At 73.4% G+C, this 15,829-nt stretch carries 13 protein-coding genes; 3 read left to right on the top strand and 10 right to left on the bottom strand.

The window, feature by feature from the left end; translation table 11 throughout:
- Positions 1-110: 110 nt before the first annotated feature.
- The 3 genes from AB0M99_RS13455 to AB0M99_RS13465 all read right to left on the bottom strand — a co-directional run bounded on the left by AB0M99_RS13455 (position 111) and on the right by AB0M99_RS13465 (position 4,713).
- Entirely contained in the window at positions 111-797 is a 687-nt protein-coding gene (locus tag AB0M99_RS13455) for a GNAT family N-acetyltransferase (RefSeq protein WP_365919707.1), read from the bottom strand.
- Between the two features lie 31 nt (positions 798-828).
- Positions 829-2,862 (bottom strand): IucA/IucC family protein, encoded by a 2,034-nt coding sequence (locus AB0M99_RS13460; protein WP_365919815.1) that lies wholly within the window; start codon positions 2,860-2,862, stop codon positions 829-831.
- Between the two features lie 444 nt (positions 2,863-3,306).
- Positions 3,307-4,713: a diaminobutyrate--2-oxoglutarate transaminase family protein gene (locus AB0M99_RS13465; RefSeq protein WP_365919709.1), complete on the bottom strand. Its 1,407-nt coding sequence runs from the start codon at positions 4,711-4,713 to the stop codon at positions 3,307-3,309.
- A 243-nt stretch (positions 4,714-4,956) separates the two neighbouring features.
- On the opposite strand from AB0M99_RS13465, the gene AB0M99_RS13470 reads away from it, so the two are divergent.
- Positions 4,957-6,123 (top strand): hypothetical protein, encoded by a 1,167-nt coding sequence (locus AB0M99_RS13470; RefSeq protein WP_365919711.1) that lies wholly within the window; start codon positions 4,957-4,959, stop codon positions 6,121-6,123.
- 87 nt (positions 6,124-6,210) lie between these two features.
- Here the strand turns inward: AB0M99_RS13470 and hflX are convergent, their stop codons facing one another.
- From hflX to miaA, 6 genes are all read right to left on the bottom strand, one after another.
- Complete coding sequence (gene hflX, locus AB0M99_RS13475) at positions 6,211-7,716, bottom strand: GTPase HflX (protein ID WP_365919713.1); 1,506 nt, start codon at positions 7,714-7,716, stop codon at positions 6,211-6,213.
- A 188-nt stretch (positions 7,717-7,904) separates the two neighbouring features.
- Positions 7,905-9,386 (bottom strand): M1 family metallopeptidase, encoded by a 1,482-nt coding sequence (locus tag AB0M99_RS13480; protein ID WP_365919715.1) that lies wholly within the window; start codon positions 9,384-9,386, stop codon positions 7,905-7,907.
- A gap of 84 nt (positions 9,387-9,470) precedes the next feature.
- Positions 9,471-11,621 (bottom strand): HD domain-containing protein, encoded by a 2,151-nt coding sequence (locus AB0M99_RS13485; protein ID WP_365919717.1) that lies wholly within the window; start codon positions 11,619-11,621, stop codon positions 9,471-9,473.
- Between the two features lie 140 nt (positions 11,622-11,761).
- A complete protein-coding gene (dapF, locus tag AB0M99_RS13490; RefSeq protein WP_365919719.1) occupies positions 11,762-12,637 on the bottom strand; it encodes a diaminopimelate epimerase in 876 nt (291 codons plus the stop codon).
- Between the two features lie 84 nt (positions 12,638-12,721).
- Complete coding sequence (locus tag AB0M99_RS13495; protein ID WP_365919817.1) at positions 12,722-13,276, bottom strand: hypothetical protein; 555 nt, start codon at positions 13,274-13,276, stop codon at positions 12,722-12,724.
- Positions 13,277-13,408: 132 nt separating this feature from the next.
- Positions 13,409-14,347: a tRNA (adenosine(37)-N6)-dimethylallyltransferase MiaA gene (miaA, locus tag AB0M99_RS13500; RefSeq protein ID WP_365919720.1), complete on the bottom strand. Its 939-nt coding sequence runs from the start codon at positions 14,345-14,347 to the stop codon at positions 13,409-13,411.
- 195 nt (positions 14,348-14,542) lie between these two features.
- Here miaA and AB0M99_RS13505 point away from each other — a divergent pair, with 195 nt between their 5' ends.
- On the top strand, positions 14,543-14,758 hold the full coding sequence (locus tag AB0M99_RS13505) for a gliding motility protein (RefSeq protein WP_365919722.1): 216 nt from the start codon (positions 14,543-14,545) through the stop codon (positions 14,756-14,758).
- A 23-nt stretch (positions 14,759-14,781) separates the two neighbouring features.
- A complete protein-coding gene (locus tag AB0M99_RS13510) occupies positions 14,782-15,027 on the top strand; it encodes an antitoxin (RefSeq protein ID WP_365919724.1) in 246 nt (81 codons plus the stop codon).
- A 76-nt stretch (positions 15,028-15,103) separates the two neighbouring features.
- On the opposite strand, the gene AB0M99_RS13515 is transcribed toward AB0M99_RS13510, so the two are convergent.
- Complete coding sequence (locus AB0M99_RS13515; RefSeq protein ID WP_365919726.1) at positions 15,104-15,811, bottom strand: class III extradiol dioxygenase subunit B-like domain-containing protein; 708 nt, start codon at positions 15,809-15,811, stop codon at positions 15,104-15,106.
- Positions 15,812-15,829 lie beyond the last annotated feature (18 nt).

Genomic DNA, 15,829 nt, shown 5'->3' on the forward strand with positions numbered 1-15,829 from the left:
GTTTTCGAGGTGAGAGGCGTGAAGCGGTGAGGAATGGAGGGGACGCGGGACGCGGGACACGGAAGACGGGACGCGAGCGTGGAGGTGGGATGCGGGATGCGGGGCGGCACTCAGAGGAGATTGCGCAGCGCCCGCTCGCGGATCATCAGAGCGGCTCGCTTCTCGGGCAGGTCGATTTCCGCGGAGCAGCGGAAGCCGGAGTTCAGGAAGGCTGATACGGAGGGGGTGTTGCGAATGTCCGGTTCGGCGATGACGCGTGTGCAGCGAGGACGGTTGTCGAACACCAGATGGGTGACGGCGCGCAGCAGTGCGGTGCCCAGACCCCTGCCGCGGTTCGTGCCGTCTCCGATGAGCAGGTGGATACCCGTGTCGTGGGGGCGCGCCGGGTAGTGGCGGGCGATCGGGTCGAGGTCGGCCCGGTAGATCTCCCAGTAGCCCATCGGAGCGCCGTCGAGGATGCCGAGGCAGGGGATGCTGCTGCTGTCCCCGTCCAGTTGCGCCCGCAGGTGGGCGGCGGTCACGGCGGCGGGGCCGGCGAGTTCCCAATAGGCGGCCACCTCCGGGTCGTTCATCCAGCCGGTGAGGAGCTCCAGGTCCCGGTCGAGCCGTACGGGTTCCAGGCGGAAGGCGCCCGCATGTGTGGTGACGGAGCCCCAGCCCGCCGGGGAGTCGAGGAGGTCCGCCTCGGCGAGCAGCGGCAACAGCTCGGCGTTGAGGCGCAATTCGCCGTTGGCGTCCGGGACGCCGGCTGCCCGGCCGGCGGCATCGGTGTGGGATTCGGTGGAAGTGGAGGGCATCGGGGCTCTTCTCCGCGTCCGTGCGGACGCGTCAATCGTGAAGGGGGTTGGTGATGGTGACGTAGACGGACTGGGTATCGACGGGACCGACGAGTTCGTCGAGGCCGCCCAGGCGGGTGAGCAGATTCGCCTTGCAGCGCAGGGTGGGTGAGTCGAGCAGCTGCGCGGGGAGCGGGCCGAGGCCCGCGGCCTTGCCGAGGAAGCGGCGGAAGGCGGCGAGCAGGACGCGTTCGTCGGCGAGCCGTTGGGATCCGAAGGCGCCGATGAGGCCGAGCACGTTGTTGATGCCGAGGTAGTAGGCGAAGCGTTCGTTGGTGACGGCGTCGGGGACGAAGGTGTCGCTGACGCTGCCGATGCCCGGGAGCCGGCGCTCCAGTTCCGCGCGGTGGGAGTCGCGGAAGTAGTAGCCCTGGTTGTCGCGGTAGCGGCCGCCGACCGGCCAGCCGGCCGGGTCGAGGAGGACCAGCGTGTTCTGTTGGTGCGCCTCGAGGGCGATGCCGGCGAGCGCGTCGAAGGCGAGGACCGGCAGGACGACGTGGTCGAGGTAGCGCAGGAACCACTCGGCGGAGACCGCTGCGGTCGTACGTCCGGTGGCGGCGGCCAGCCGCGAGACGGTCTCGGCCAGGCGGGAGCGCATGGCGGTCCGGCCGGGCCACGGGCAGGGTGCGGTGAGTGCGGCGATGCACAGGGCGTCGTCGCCCGAGCGGAAGGGGTTGTGGCGCAGCATGACGTCGAGTCCGGGGACGGGGCCCCCGTCCGGGGCGTCGACGGCGAGCCAGGCGGGGTCGCGGACGATGTCGAAGCCGGGGTAGGACGCCTGCCACTGCTCGGCGAGGCCGGTGCGGAGCAGCCGGTGCACCTCGACGCCTCGGTGGAGCTCCTTGCGGAGGTTCTCGCGGCGGGAGTTGGTGATGCGCAGGCCCAGGGACAGCTTGAGCATCGCGGGGGCGCCGGGTCGGTGGGCGGTGCGGATGGAGGAGGTCGGATACCAGGGCTCGCCGTACGGGCCCAGATCGTGCAGGAGTCCCGCGTCGCGGAGGGCGGCGACGGCGGGGCGCTCAAGGAGGTCGCGGGCCTGCCAGGGGTGCAGGGGAAGGGGGGTGGTGCCGGTGGGCAGCGGGAGGCCGGGGGCGAGCCGCCCGAGCAGTTGGGCGGCGGGGATCGGGCGGCCGCGCTCGGTCCAGGCCGAGTCGGTGGCGAGAACGGAGGGCGCGATGGCCATCCAGTGCAGGGGGAAGGAGCCGTGGAGTTCGGGTGAGTAGCGGCGCACTTCGGCCGCGGAGAGTTCCTCGCGGCTCTTCGGGGTCGGGTGCAGCGGGTGACCGAGGAGGAGGGACTGTTCGGCGCTGAGGAAGCGGTCCAGGGCGATGGGGACGGGGGTGGTCGGGCGCCGGCGTCGGTCGGCGATGAACTCGGCGGTGCGGTGGACCGAGTCGGCGACCCGGCCTACGAGGTCGCAGGCACCGGTGGCGGTGGCGGCGGTGCCTGCGCTTGTGCCGGTGCCCTCGCGGGAGATCAGTGCGGCGAGGGTGACGGCGTCGACGGCCGGAGCGTCGGCGGGGGTGCCTTCGAGGCGTACCTGGGCGAAACGGTGCCAGCCCGCGGGAGACCAGTAGCGGACGGCGACGAGCAGGGCCGCGCCGGATGCGGGAAGGGCGATGCGGAGCACGGGCCCGGCGGGTTGACCGAGTCCGGTCTCGCGGACCCAGCACCGCAACAGGTTCTCCACGGCCGCGGCCTCGGCGGCGACCTCGGGGTCGGGATGGTCCAGCGGGTCGGGCAGTCCGGCGCCCTCCGCCGCGGCTGTCCGCGGTCTGGCGGTGCCGTCCTTCTGCCGCGGCACGGTGGCCGCCTCCGGCTGCGGCGCGCTGCCTGCGGGTGCGGCGTGGGCGGGCGGATCCGCCGGGGACGGCTCGGCGGCTGCCCGGGCGGGGCCGGCCGGTGACACGTCGGCGGCCGGGTCGCAGCCCGAGTCCGGCCGAACCGGGCTGCCCGCCTGCGGGTCCGGGGGGACGTGGCCGGAGCCCGTCGGATCCGTCGGGCACGCCGCGCCGACCAGAGGCACGGGCCCCGCCGCCTGCGGCGCCGCCGCAGGGCTGACCGGCGCGACGAAGTCGAGCGCGGGTGACGAGGCGGGCGGCTGGGGGTGAGCGGGCCTCGGGGCAAGCCCCGCGACCGGTACGGGACCCGGGTCCGCGACAACGCCGGCCCGCAGGGCCCCAGCCCCCTCCGGGGAGGCGGCGGCCGCGGCGCCCGCGGAGGCAGCAACGGGCAGCGGCGAGGCGCCGGACCCCGGCGCGGGGGAAGGCGACGGCGGGGAGGCGATGGGGGCCGGGCCGAGGGGAGACGGCGGCGGGGAGGCGGCGGAGCCCGGTGCCAGGGACGACGGCGGGGGCGAGGCGGCGGAGCCCGGTGTGGGGGACGGCGGTGGGGTGGGGGCGGGGTGCGGGGCGAGGGGCGGCGGGGTGGGGCCCGGGGTGGGGGGGTGCGGGTCGGGCATCGGGGGTCCTTAGCGGCGGGTGGCGGCGGGGATGGCGTCGGCCAGGCGGTCCAGGACGGCCGCGGCCTGTTCGTCGGTCAGGGTCAGCGGGGGGAGCAGGCGGATGACGCTGGCGTGGCGGCCGCCGAGCTCGACGATCAGGCCGCGGTCCAGGCATTCCTGGCGGACGGCCGCCGCGAGGGCGGGATCGGCGCCGCCGGTGTCGGGGTCGACCAGTTCGACGCCGATCATCAGGCCGCGGCCGCGGACGTCGCCGATGCAGGGGTGGTCGGGGACCAGGCCGCGCAGGGAGGCGAGCATGCGCGCGCCCAGTTCGGCCGCGCGCTGCGCGAGCCGGTTCTCCCGGACGTAGGCCAGCGTGGCGGTGCCCGCCGCCATGGCCAGCTGGTTGCCGCGGAAGGTGCCGGCGTGGGCTCCGGGGGCCCACAGGTCCAGCCCGGCGCGGTACACGATCACCGCGAGCGGCAGGCTGCCGCCGATGGCCTTGGACAGGACCATCACGTCGGGCACCACCCCGGCGTGGTCGACGCCCCAGAAGGCACCGGTGCGGCCCACCCCCGTCTGGACCTCGTCGGCGATCAGCGGGATGCCCCGGGCCTCGGTGATCTCCCGCATCCGGCGCAGCCAGGCGTCCGGCGCCGGGTTCACCCCGCCTTCGCCCTGCACGGACTCGACGATCATCGCGGCCGGCGCCGCCACCCCGCCCTTGGGGTCGTCGAGCAGGCTCTCCGTCCACCGCGCGGCGAGCCGGGCGCCCTCCGCGCCGCCGACGCCGAACGGGCAGCGGTAGTCCTGCGGGTAGGGCAGCCGGGTCACGCGCACGTCCGAGGCTCCGCCCGAGGCCTCCAGCGCCCCGGCGGTCATCCCGTGGTACGCCCCGGTGAAGGCGAGCAGCCCCGAGCGGCCGGTGGCGGTGCGTACCAGCTTGAGCGCGGCCTCGACGGCGTCCGTCCCGGCCGGACCGCAGAACTGGATCCGGGCGTCCGCCGCCAGCCCCGGGGGCAGGCTGGCGAACAGCTCGGTGGTGAAGGCGTCCTTGACGGGGGTCGCGAGGTCGAGGACGTGCAGCGGAGCTCCTGAGTCGAGCACTCCCCTGATCGCTTCCAGCACCACCGGGTGGTTGTGCCCCAGGGCGAGGGTGCCGGCGCCGGAGAGGCAGTCGAGGTAGCGCCGCCCGTCCGCGCCCTCGATGGTCAACCCCCGGGCGCGCACCGGCACGATGGGCAGGGAGCGGGCGTACGTCCGGGCGGCGGACTCCCGTTGGGCCTGCCTGCGCAGGATCGCTTCGCCGCCCGCTGCGGATCCCCGGCCCGTTTGCGGCGGGACGTGCGTCGCAGCCGCCGCGGCCTGCTCGGTCAAAGCCACGAGTGTCGGTCCTCCCGCACGGATTGCTCCTTCGGAGTGCGCCTCGAACATGAACGCTGCTCCCCCATCCCCCGTACGTACCAACGACGGTGACGGCGGCGGATCACGGGTGGGCCCAAGATCCTTGCCCCGGCGGGACTTCGGCCCGGCGGCGACTTGGGGCTCTCCGCCCTGGAACCGGCGCCCCGGGCTGCGCCGTCCACCACGACAGCGGCATAGTGGGGGGCTGCAACCGGCGCCACGTACCACCACTTCACACGCGTCATTTCCAGAACCACCAGGGGGATTCACGACATGCGACCGATCCGACCGGTCATCGCGACCCTGTGCGCGGCCGCCCTCTCGCTGACCGCCGCGGCCTGCGGACCCGGCGACGGGGAGGCCGACGCCAAGCCGACCGTGGCGGCGAGCCTCCCCGGCGGGGTGGACGGGATCAAGATCCCGGACCAGCTCAAGGACAAGCTCAAGCAGCACGGCATCGACCTGGAGAAGTGGAAGGGGGGTGCGTGGAAGAACTGGAAGAAGGAGGACTGGCTCCGCGAGGCGGGCGACTACATCAACCCGATCATCGAGGGCCTCTGGGACCCGGACCGGATGCGTGACGCCGAGACCCCGCAGCCCCCGGCCGTCGACCCGGATGCCGGCAAGGACCAGGGGGTCACGGACCCGACCCCGGCACCGGTGACGGCCAAGCCCGCGAGCGCGCCGTACCACCAGAGCGTTCCGGCGTCCGGCAAGGTCTTCTTCGACGGCCCCGAGGGTTCGATGGTCTGCTCGGCGACCGTCGTCAAGGACCCGGCCCACCCCGGCAAGTCCAACATGGTCTGGACGGCGGGCCACTGCGTGCACGCGGGCAAGGCCGGCGGCTGGTACCGCAACATCGCCTTCGTCCCGTCGTACAACAACGCGGGCAAGCCGGCGGCGCAGCTCAAGGGCGCGCCCCGGGCGGAGGTGGCCCCGTACGGCGTGTGGTGGAGCGACTGGGCGCAGACTTCCGACCAGTGGATCTCGACCGGCGGTCCGACCGGCGGCGCGGGTGCCCCGTACGACTTCGCGGTGCTGCACGTGACGCCCGAGGGGGGCGGCGGCAAGTCGCTGGAGGAGACGGTCGGTACGGCGCTTCCGGTGGAGTTCAACGCGCCGGTGGTGGCGAAGGTGTCGAGCATGACGGCCACGGGATACCCGGCGGCGGCGCCGTTCGACGGCCAGAAGGCGTACCAGTGCACGGACAAGCCGGGGCGGCTGGCGCTGAACCAGACGGACCCGGTGCTGTACCGCATCGGCTGCACGATGACGGGTGGTTCGTCCGGCGGCGGCTGGGTCGCGGCGGGTGCGGACGGCAAGCCGGCGCTGGTCTCGAACACCTCGATCGGCCCGGCCAAGGCGGGCTGGCTGGCCGGGCCCCGGCTGGGACCCGAGGCCAAGGGGATCTTCGACGCGGTGAGCGGCAAGTTCAAGTAGCGGTCGGCCCCGGCTGGTTCCGGGAACCGTGACCGCATGAGTGAGGGCCCCCTGCACCGCAGGGGGCCCTCACTCGTGTGTCGCGCGTTACCGCTTGGCGGGTACGTACGGGGCCAGGTCCGCCGCGAGTTCCTGGTGGACCCGCGCCTTGAGCAGGGTGCCCTCCGGGGTGTGCTCCTCGGAGATGACCTCGCCCTCGGCGTGCGCCCGTGCGATGAGGGAGCCGCGCGTGTACGGCACCAGGGCCTCCACCTCGACCTCGGGCCGGGGCAGTTCGGTGTCGATGAGCGCGAGGAGTTCCTCGATGCCCATGCCCGTGCGCGCCGAGACGGCGATGGAGTGCCGTTCGATGCGCAGCAGGCGCTGCAGTACCAGCGGGTCGGCCGCGTCCGCCTTGTTGATCACCACGATCTCGGGCACGTTGACCGCGCCGACCTCGCGGATGACCTCGCGTACGGCGGCCAGCTGCTCCTCCGGCGCCGGGTGCGAGCCGTCCACGATGTGCAGGATGAGGTCGGAGTCGCCGACCTCCTCCATCGTGGAGCGGAACGCCTCGACGAGGTGGTGGGGCAGGTGCCGGACGAAGCCGACGGTGTCGGCCAGGGTGTAGATCCGGCCGGACGGCGTCTCGGCCCGGCGCACGGTCGGGTCGAGGGTGGCGAACAGGGCGTTCTCCACCAGGACGCCCGCGCCCGTGAGGCGGTTGAGCAGCGAGGACTTGCCCGCGTTGGTGTAGCCGGCGATGGCGACCGAGGGCACCTTGTTGCGGCGCCGTTCCTGCCGCTTGATGTCGCGGCCGGTCTTCATCTCCGCGATCTCCCGGCGCATCTTCGCCATCTTCTCGCGGATCCGTCGCCGGTCGGTCTCGATCTTGGTCTCACCGGGGCCGCGGGTGGCCATGCCGCCACCGCCGCCGCCACCCATCTGCCGGGACAGCGAGGCACCCCAGCCGCGCAGTCGCGGCAGCATGTACTGCATCTGCGCGAGCGCGACCTGTGCCTTGCCCTCTCGGGACTTGGCGTGCTGGGCGAAGATGTCGAGGATGAGGGCGGTCCGGTCGACCACCTTCACCTTGACGACGTCTTCGAGGGCGATGAGCTGGCCGGGGCTGAGCTCGCCGTCGCAGACGACGGTGTCGGCGCCGGTCTCCATGACGATGTCGCGCAGCTCGCGCGCCTTGCCGGAACCGATGAAGGTGGCCGGGTCGGGCTTGTCGCGGCGCTGGATGACGCCGTCGAGCACGAGGGCGCCGGCGGTCTCGGCGAGGGCGGCGAGCTCCGCGAGGGAGTTCTCGGCGTCGTTCACCGTGCCGGAGGTCCAGACGCCGACGAGGACCACGCGCTCCAGGCGGAGCTGGCGGTACTCGACCTCGGTGACGTCTTCGAGCTCGGTGGAGAGTCCGGCCACGCGGCGCAGGGCCGCGCGCTCGGAGCGTTCGAACTGCTCGCCGTCCCGGTCTCCGTCGATCGCGTGGCTCCAGGCGACGTCCTCTTCCATCAGGGCGTCGGCCCGAAGGCTCTCGGTGAAGCTCTGCGGGTCCGGCACGTCCTGTGCGTCCCGCGCGTCCTGGGAAGGGGAAGAAGAGGAGGTCATTGGATCCTTACGTCGATTCGATTCGATTCGTTCCGTTTGTGTCCGCGTCGGCGTCGGCCGGGCGGAGCCAAGGCCAAAACTACTGCCACGCGTGACATCACACTGTCACGTCCAACGTGTGGCACAGCCGGACGATTCCCGGAACCCGGAACGGCCTCGTCGATGGTGGCATGCCCGTTCCCTGCCCGTCACACCCTTTTCCCGGCCCCCGAGCCCTTCTTCGCCGCGCCGGCCGGCGCGCCGCCCCATTCCGGGTGGCCCGGCATCGCCGGGGTCGTCTTCCCGTACAGCCACGGCTGCAGGAAGGCCGTCAGGTCCCTGCCCGCCTCCTGCGAAGCCAGGCGTACGAAGTCCTCCGTGCCCGCGACCGCGTCCCGGTGCTCGCTCACCCAGCGCCGCTCCACCCGGTCGAAGGCCGCGGCGCCGATCTCCTGGCGCAGGGCGTAGAGGATCAGCGCGGCCCCGTCGTAGACCACCGGCCGGAACAGCCCGATCTTCTCCCCGGGCGCGGCCGCCTTCGGCGCTGCCGGGGGCCCGCCGGCCGCCCGCCACTGGTCCGAGCGCTGGTACGCCTCGCGCATGCGCCGCTCCAGGGAGTACTTGCCGAGGCCGTCGGCGTACAGGGCCTCGTACCAGGTGGCGTGCCCCTCGTTGAGCCAGAGGTCCGACCAGGTGCGCGGGCTCACGCTGTCGCCGAACCACTGGTGGGCGAGCTCGTGCACCATTACGGACTCGACGTACCACTCCGGGTAGCCCTGGCCGGAGAACAGGCCGCTTTCGAACAGCGAAAGCGTCTGCGTCTCCAGCTCGAAACCGGTCCTGGCGCGCGCGATCAGCACCCCGTAGTTCTCGAAGGGGTAGCGGCCGACGCGCTGCTCCATCCACTCGATGTGCCCCGCGGTCTTCTTCAGCCAGGGGTCCAGCTTCTCCCGGTCCGCGGTCGGGACCACGTCGCGCAGCGGCAGCCCGTGCGGTCCGGTGCCGTGCACCACGGTCGAGGCGCCGATCGAGACCTGTGCGAGCTCGGTGGCCATCGGGTGCAGCGTCCGGTACGTCCATGTCGTGGCGGCGCCCGCCCGGGGTGCGGGAAGCGCGCCCGGCACGCCGTTGGCGACGGCCGTCAGCCCGGTCGGAGCGGTGATCCGGAAGGTGAAGAACGCCTTGTCGGCGGGATGGTCGTTGCACGGGAAGACCCGGTGCGCGGCGTCGGCCTGGTTGGCCATGGCGAGGCCGTCGTCGGTGGGCACCCAGCCGCCGTCGCCGGCGGCGCGCGGGTCACTGGTGTGCCGGACGGTGATGTGCAGGGGCGAGTCGCCGGTCAGGGGCCGGGCGGGCGTCAGCACGAGGTCCTCCCCGGCGCTCTCGAACCGGGCCGGCTCCCCGTTCATTTCGACCGACGCCACCGTTCCGCGGGCGAAGTCCAGGTTGACGCGGTCCAGCGGCTGCCGGGTGCGGGCGTCGATGGCGGTGACCGCGTCGAGCGGGGTGCGGTTGTCCTTGTAGGTGAAGGACAGGTCGTACGAGAGCACGTCGTAGCCGGGGTTCCCCAGCTCGGGGAACAGCCGGTCGCCGATGCCCAGCGCCGTCGGCGGGGGCAGCACGGCGGCGACGAGGGAGAGGGAGGCCGCGGCCAGCAGGGCGGCGCGCAGGCGCGGGGAGGTGAGCTGCATCCACCACCGCTTACCAGCGCCCGCCGCGCCGCGGCGAACGGCGCGCGACGGGTCCACCCGAACGGGGACACCGCGCGCGGTCGGCTACGCCCGGCTGACGTCGTACACGCCGGGTACGTCGCGCATGGCGCGCATCAGCGCCGGCAGCCCGGTGGCGTCGGGCAGCTGGAGGGTGTAGGTGTGCCGGACGCGCTGCTCGACGGGCGGTTCCACGGTCGCGGAGACGACCTCGACCCCCTCGCGGGCGATGGCCTCGGTCAGGTCGGCCAGCAGGTGGGGACGGCCGAACGATTCGGCGAGCAGCGTGACCCGGCAGTCCGCGGTCGCCCGCCAGTGCACGGCGACGGAGGTACGGCCCACCGCGCGCATCTGGGCCACCGTCGTGCAGTGGATGCGGTGCACGGTGACGGCCCCGCCCCGTACGACGAACCCCGCGACCGCGTCCGGCGGCACCGGGGTGCAGCACCCGGCCAGCCGCACGGTGGCGTCCGGGAGGTCGGCGACGGCGTTGCCCCCGCCGCCGCGGGCCCCGATCACGGACAGCGGCGCCCGGGGCACCGCCGCGGCGGGCCCGGCACCGTCGGGATGGGACTCCAGCCAGCTGCCGATGGCGATGCGGGCGGCGGGGGTCCGGGCGTGCTCCAGCCAGTCGGCGGCGGGCCCGGAGGAGGCGTCGTGCGCGAGGAGGAGCTGGACGGTGTCCCCGTCGGAGAGCGGGGAGGACAGGGAGGTGAGGCGCCCGTTGACCCGGGCGCCGATACAGCCGTGGGCCGCCTCGCCGTGCTGCGCGTAGGCGGCGTCGATGCAGCTGGCGCCGGCCGGCAGGCCCAGCGTCCCGCCGTCGGCGCGGAAGACGGTGATCTCCCGGTCCTGCGCCAGTTCCGAACGCAGCACGTTCCAGAAGGTGTCGGGGTCGGGCGCCGACTGCTGCCAGTCGAGCAGCCTCGAAAGCCAGCCGGGCCGCGTGGGGTCCACGCGCTCCTCGTCGCACTCGGCGGGCACACCCGGCTCACCCGCCGCGACGGCGCCCGCGGCAGCCCCGCCGGCAGCGCCCGCGGCGGTGGCGGCGCCCGTGGCCGTGGCCGTGACGTACGGATTGCCCAGCGCCACCACCCCGGCCTCCGCGACCCGGTGCATCTGCCGGGTCCGCACGATCACCTCGGCGACGTACCCCTCGGGCGAGGCGACGGCGGTGTGCAGGGACTGGTAGAGGTTGAACTTCGGGGCGGCGATGAAGTCCTTGAACTCCGAGACGACCGGGGTGAAGCAGGTGTGCAGCTCCCCCAGCACCCCGTAGCAGTCGGCGTTCTCGCCGACGAGGACGAGGATGCGCCCGAAGTCGGAGCCGCGCAGTTCGCCGCGCTTGAGGGCGATCCGGTGTACGGAGACGAAGTGCCGGGGCCGTACCTGCACCTCGGCGACGATGCCGGAGTCGCGCAGGACGGCGCGTACGGAGTCGGCGATGGCGGGCAACGGGTCGCGCTCGCCCGCGTGGGCGGCGATGAGGGCGCGGGTGTGCTCGTACTCCTCGGGGTGCAGGATCGCGAAGACGAGGTCTTCCAGCTCGGTCTTCAGGGCCTGGACGCCGAGCCGTTCGGCGAGCGGGATGAGGACGTCGCGGGTGACCATGGCGATGCGGGCCTGTTTCTCGGGGCGCATCACGCCCAGGGTGCGCATGTTGTGCAGCCGGTCGGCGAGTTTGATGGACATCACGCGGACGTCGTTGCCGGTGGCGACGAGCATCTTGCGGAAGGTCTCGGGTTCGGCGGCGGCGCCGTAGTCGATCTTCTCGACCTTGGTGACGCCGTCCACGATGAAGCAGACCTCGTCGCCGAACTCCTCGCGGACCTGATCGAGGGTCACGTCGGTGTCCTCGACGGTGTCGTGGAGGAGAGAAGCCGTCAGGGTGGTGGTCTCGGCCCCGAGTTCGGCCAGGATGAGGGTGACGGCGAGCGGATGTGTGATGTACGGCTCACCGCTTTTTCGCATCTGACCGCGGTGCGAGGTCTCCGCGAGCAGGTACGCGCGCCGCAGGACGGACAGATCGGCGTCCGGATGGTGGGCGCGGTGCGCCTCGGCGACATGGCCGATGGCGTCCGGAAGCCGGTCGCGGGACGCGGGTCCGAGCAGGGCGGCGCGCCCGATCCGGCGCAGATCCAGCCTGGTCCGGCCACGTCTGCGGAGTTCAGGACGCGCTTCGGGGTGTGCTTCGGGGTTCGTGGCCTCTGCACTCATGGGCACCTCCGGCGGCTTCGACCGGCGGTGGTGGGCATGGGGTGAGCCCTCAGGGCCGGTGCCTGATGCTACCGACCCCACCACGTGGCGCAGTCCACCTCTCGCTCAGCGTGAAATGGATCACCCATTAGAGGGAAGCTTCAGGCGAAAGCCGTTTCGGTGAGCCAGGCCGGATCGAACTCGCCCGTGGCGACGATGACGGCCGGTCCGGTCATGTCGATCTGCCCGTCGGGGTGTTCGGTGATGACGAGGGTGCCGCCGGGTACGTCCACGGTGTAGGTGACCGGCTCGCCGCCGAGCGCCGGGTCGGCGCCGTCGCGCCGGATGGCGGCCACGGCGACGGCGCAGGCGCCGGTGCCGCAGGAGCGGGTCTCGCCCGAACCGCGCTCGTGGACGCGCATGGCGACGTGCCGGGGGCCGCGGTCGACGACGAACTCGACATTGACACCCGTCGGGTAGGCGGATGCCGGGCTGTACGGGGGCGGGGTGTACAGGTTGCCGGCATCGTCCAGGCTGTCAACGAAGGCGACCGCGTGCGGGTTCCCCATGTTGACGTTGCGGGCGGGCCAGGAGCGCTCGCCCACGGAGACGGTGACCTCGCCCTCCGGGAACGCGGCGCGCCCCATGGACACCGTGACGTTGCCCGCCTTGTCGAGGTGGACGCGCTTGACGCCCCCGCGGGTGGCGACGGCCAGGTCGCCGGGCTCGACGTGCCCGGCGTACTGGAGGTAGCGGGCGAAGACGCGGACGCCGTTGCCGCACATCTCGGCGACGGAGCCGTCGCTGTTGCGGTAGTCCATGAACCACTCGGCCTCGTCGGCCATGTGCGCCGCGTCGGCGTGCGCGGCGGTCCGCACCACGTGCAGCACTCCGTCCGCGCCGATCCCCGCCCGCCGGTCGCAGAGCTTCGCGACCGCGGACGCGGGCAGCTCGATGGCGTTGTCCGGGTCCGGGACGATCACGAAGTCGTTCTCGGTGCCGTGGCCCTTGAGGAAGAAGATGCTGGTCTGCGTCACGAGGCCATGGTAACGAGGGGGCGCCGGGCCCGACCGGCGCGACTGACCCGTGAGACGCCCGGGGCGCCCCCGCGCCCCGTCGGCCTACCGGAGCCGGGCCACCCGGTACACGGCGAGCGCTACGACGGCCAGCGCGACCAGCGCGTACAGCGCCGCCACCCGCCAGTCGGGGCGCAGCCCGGAGCCGCGGGCCGGGAGTCCGGGCAGGGCGTAGCCGACGCGGCGCGCGGCCATCATGCCCCAGCCGCCGGCGCAGCAGCAGATGAGGAAGCCGAGCATGGCGACCACCGCGCCGCCGTCGCCGAACTCGAAGGCGAGCGGGAAGGCGAACATGAGGGAGCCGGAGGCGGCGAGCACCACGATGGGGGCGATCTGCCACAGCCGCAGTCGGCGCTGCGGGCGCAGCTCCACTTCGAACTCGGGACCCGAGGCGGCCTGCGCCTCGGCGGGGTCCGGTACGTCGGGGCCGTCGGGGCTCAGCCGCGTCGGCTCGGCGGGCAGTCCCAGCCCGTCGGCGGCGCCGTGGGCGTCGCGCAGCGCGGGACCGCCGTCCGGGCCGGACGCTGGCCCGCCCAGAACCATCGGGTCCGTTTCCCGCCGGGTCTCGTCCCGCCCGGTGTCTCGAGGGCCGGCCTCCATCGCCACGCGCCCTCCCCACTCGGACTTCGTACGCCGCCGTTCACCGCCGGTGACCGCACCGGCTGGAGTTTGATGATGGCACGCCGTCGGGCCCCGAACGGGCGCCCGGGGCGTCCCGATGCCATCACGTGATCAGGCTGTGACCGCTCGTTCGACCAACGACTGCGCGAGTCCGGCGAGTTCCGGCCGGTCCGCGAGGGCGCCGCTCAGCCAGTGCACGCGCGGGTCGCGGCGGAACCAGGAGTCCTGCCTGCGGGCGAACCGTTTCGTTGCGCGGACCGTCTCGGCGCGGGCCTCGTCCTCGGTGCACTCCCCGGCCAGCGCGGCCAGCACCTGCTGGTAGCCGAGCGCCCTGGAGGCGGTGATTCCGTCGCGCAGTCCCCGGGCCTCCAGCGCGCGGACCTCGTCCACCAGTCCGGCCTCCCACATCCGGTCCACCCGCAGCGCGATCCGCTCGTCGAGTTCGGGCCGGGCCACGTCGACGCCGATCTGCACGGTGTCGTAGACCGACTCGTGACCGGGGAGGTTGGCGGTGAAGGGGCGCCCGGTGATCTCGATGACCTCCAGGGCGCGCACGATGCGGCGGCCGTTGCTGGGCAGGATCGCCTGGGCCGCGGCCGGGTCGGCGGCGGCGAGGCGGGCGTGCAGGGCGCCGGGGCCGCGGAGGGTGAGCTCGTGCTCCAGCCGGGCCCGTACCTCGGGGTCGGTGCCGGGGAACTCCATCGCGTCGAGCGCGCCGCGCACGTAGAGGCCGGATCCGCCGACGAGGACGGGTGTGCGGCCCTGCGCGAGCAGCTTGTCGATCTCGATGCGGGCGAGGCGCTGGTACTCGGCGACGTTGGCGGTGTCGGTGACGTCCCAGATGTCGAGGAGGTGGTGCGGTACGCCGCCGCGTTCCTCCGTCGTCAGTTTGGCGGTGCCGATGTCCATCCCCCGATACAGCTGCATCGAGTCGGCGTTGACGACTTCGCCGTCGAAATGGCGGGCCAGGGCTACGCCCAGGTCGGACTTTCCGGCGGCGGTGGGACCGACGACGGCGATGACCCGCGGGGCGGGGGCTGCTTTCCTCACCGCCCCAGTCTCGCAGCCCCCGGTCAAGACACCGCCATGTACCCGATCGAGTTACGTGACGGGCCACGGACGGAGTCGTTGCCCTTGCGAGGTTCCGGCTGGCGTGCGCTCGGCGCACGGTCGGCGCGTATGTGGCGGACGCCGGTCCGGCCAACGCGGAACTTCACTCACACGAGTAACGTTACGGGAGTAGACATGGGCATTTTTGACCGGTTTTTTCGCAACAAGGATGAGGTCGCGCAGGAGCAGGACGCGGCCGAGCCCCTGACGGCGGAGTCCGAGGCGGCCGAGGAGGCCGAGGCCGGGCCGGCTGTGGCCGAGGCACCCGCGGCGGAGGCCGTGGAGATCCCGAAGCAGCAGTCGGCGGAAGCCGCCGCGGACAGCGAGGCCGGTGAGAGCGCCCGTACGTAGCCACCGCCAATGGAAGGTGACCCATGGGCCTGCTGGACAATCTGAAGGCCAAGCTCGCGCCGGCGAAGGACAAGGTCGGAGACCTCGCGCAGCAGCACGAGGGCAGGATCGGCCAGGGTCTGGACAAGATGGCGAAGGCCGTGGACTCCAAGACCAAGGGCAAGTACCACGGCCAGATCTCGAGCGGCACGGACAAGGCGAAGGACGCCCTGGGCAAGATCGCCCACAAGGACACCCCCGGCGGGCCGACTCCGCCGGCCGCCTCCTGAGGCGATCCCGTAGAACAGGAAGGGGGCGCGGGACCACACGGTCCCGCGCCCCCTTTCCCGTACGCACGGAAACCGCTCAGGACCAGGCGGCGACGAAGTACCCGACCCCGTACGGGGCGTCCTCGTACAGCAGCCGCCCGTCCAGCCCGGCGCCCTCCGCGGCGCCCGCGAGGACCTGCCAGGGGGCCCGTCCGGCGGCCTTGAGCTCGTGCGCCAGCCCGGCGTCCAGGGCACCGAGGGCGGCCACGTCGGCGGCGCCGAGGGCCCGGCCGGTCGCCGCGTCGAAGGCGGCGGCGCGCTCGTCGAGGTAGCCGGGGGCCTTCAGGGTGCGGCAGGCGCTGCCGTCGCCCATGACGAGGAGGGCGACCCGCGCGTCGCGGGCGGCGAGCTCCCGGCCGACGTACAGGCACCGGGCGGTCTCCAGCAGCTCGGCGACCCCGAGCCCCTCCACGGGTGCGGCGCCCCAGCCTGCGCGGCCGAGCAGCCAGGCCCCCACGGCCAGCGAGGTGGGCAGCAGGCGCGGCCCCTCCTCGCCCGGACCCAGTTGTACGTCGGCCCCGACCCCGAACCCGCGGAAGCTGCCGCGCGCTCCCTGGGGGTAGGGCCCGGAGTGCTCCAGATCGGCGGCTCCGACGACCACGAGCAGGTCCGGCCGTGAGGCGGCCAGCACGGCGAGCGCGTCGGAGCATGCGGTGCGGGCATCGCCGAGTTCGGCGGCGGCCCCCGCGGCGACCTCGGGCACGAGCATCGGCGGGGCGGGACAGACGGCGGCGGCTACGAGCATGATCCGCAGCCTAGCCGC

The sequence above is a fragment of the Streptomyces sp. NPDC051183 genome, assembly GCF_040682455.1.
Lineage (GTDB): Bacteria > Actinomycetota > Actinomycetes > Streptomycetales > Streptomycetaceae > Streptomyces.

Excerpts from the sequence above, each read along its gene's own strand:
- AB0M99_RS13455 (WP_365919707.1), bottom strand. The coding sequence starts at position 797 with ATGCCCTCCACTTCCACCGAATCCCACACCGATGCCGCCGGCCGGGCA.
- AB0M99_RS13465 (WP_365919709.1), bottom strand. The coding sequence starts at position 4,713 with ATGTTCGAGGCGCACTCCGAAGGAGCAATCCGTGCGGGAGGACCGACA.
- AB0M99_RS13470 (WP_365919711.1), top strand. The coding sequence starts at position 4,957 with ATGCGACCGATCCGACCGGTCATCGCGACCCTGTGCGCGGCCGCCCTC.
- hflX (WP_365919713.1), bottom strand. The coding sequence starts at position 7,716 with ATGACCTCCTCTTCTTCCCCTTCCCAGGACGCGCGGGACGCACAGGAC.
- AB0M99_RS13480 (WP_365919715.1), bottom strand. The coding sequence starts at position 9,386 with ATGCAGCTCACCTCCCCGCGCCTGCGCGCCGCCCTGCTGGCCGCGGCC.
- AB0M99_RS13485 (WP_365919717.1), bottom strand. The coding sequence starts at position 11,621 with ATGAGTGCAGAGGCCACGAACCCCGAAGCACACCCCGAAGCGCGTCCT.
- AB0M99_RS13495 (WP_365919817.1), bottom strand. The coding sequence starts at position 13,276 with ATGGAGGCCGGCCCTCGAGACACCGGGCGGGACGAGACCCGGCGGGAA.
- AB0M99_RS13505 (WP_365919722.1), top strand. The coding sequence starts at position 14,543 with ATGGGCATTTTTGACCGGTTTTTTCGCAACAAGGATGAGGTCGCGCAG.
- AB0M99_RS13510 (WP_365919724.1), top strand. The coding sequence starts at position 14,782 with ATGGGCCTGCTGGACAATCTGAAGGCCAAGCTCGCGCCGGCGAAGGAC.
- AB0M99_RS13515 (WP_365919726.1), bottom strand. The coding sequence starts at position 15,811 with ATGCTCGTAGCCGCCGCCGTCTGTCCCGCCCCGCCGATGCTCGTGCCC.